The sequence below is a fragment of the Methylobacterium nigriterrae genome (genome assembly GCF_037106235.1).
In the GTDB taxonomy this organism is placed as follows: domain Bacteria; phylum Pseudomonadota; class Alphaproteobacteria; order Rhizobiales; family Beijerinckiaceae; genus Methylobacterium; species Methylobacterium nigriterrae.
Genome location: NZ_JBAWTG010000449.1, coordinates 1 through 775, shown reverse-complemented (window position 1 = coordinate 775; position 775 = coordinate 1). Strand labels below are relative to the sequence as shown.

General features: G+C 74.6%; 1 protein-coding gene. It reads right to left on the bottom strand.

Features of this window, described 5'->3' with window-relative positions; translation table 11 throughout:
* Nucleotides 1-7: 7 nt before the first annotated feature.
* The gene (locus WDW90_RS37680) at nt 8-772 is read right to left on the bottom strand and encodes a GntR family transcriptional regulator (RefSeq protein ID WP_336492815.1); all 765 of its coding nucleotides are present in this window, start codon (nt 770-772) and stop codon (nt 8-10) included.
* Nucleotides 773-775 lie beyond the last annotated feature (3 nt).

Here is a 775-nt window from a genome sequence, read left to right as displayed (position 1 = left end):
GCTCGGATCAGCGCAGGATGGATTGGTAGTGGACGTGCTCGGTGAGGCAGGTTGAGAGGCGCCACTCGACGGGTCGCTCGTCGAGGTCGAAGGCGACGCGGTCGATCTCGAGGGCGGGGCTGCCGGGTGCGGCGCCGAGATGGCCGGCCTCGCGCGCGGACAGGGCGACGGCGCGCAGCCGCTCGCGCGCCACCGCGATGGTGAGGCCGAAGCGGTTGGCGTAGAGGCTGTAGAGGGTGTTGGGCAGATCCAGCGCGGCGATGCCGGGGAACAGGCTGGCGGGCAGCGCGATCGCCTCGATCAGGCAGACCCGGCCGTCGAGCGCGCGCAGCCGCTCGATGCGCACCACCCGGGCCTGGCGCACCAGCCCGAGCCGGTCGCGCTCGTCGACGCTGGCGGGCGCCTCGGCGCGCGCCAGCACGCGGCTCTCGGGCGCGGCCTCGCCGCCGGCCTCGCTGCGCAGCTTGAAGAAGCGGAACACGCTCTGCTTGTCGTCGTGCTCGGCCACGAAGGTGCCCCGGCCCTGCCGGCGCACCAGCAGGCTGTCGGCGGTGAGCGCATCGAGCGCCTTGCGCACCGTGCCCTGGCTGACGCCGAGCTCGCGCGCCAGCTCGCCCTCGCTCGGCAGGATCTGGCCCGGCTGCCAGACCCCCTCGGCCAGCCGCCGCAGCAGCGTGTCGTGGACCTGCCGGTAGAGCGGCCGGAAGCCGACGCCCTCACCCCCCTCACGGCCCGACCCGCCGCCAGATCCGCCCGTGCCCAACCGTTCCATCGT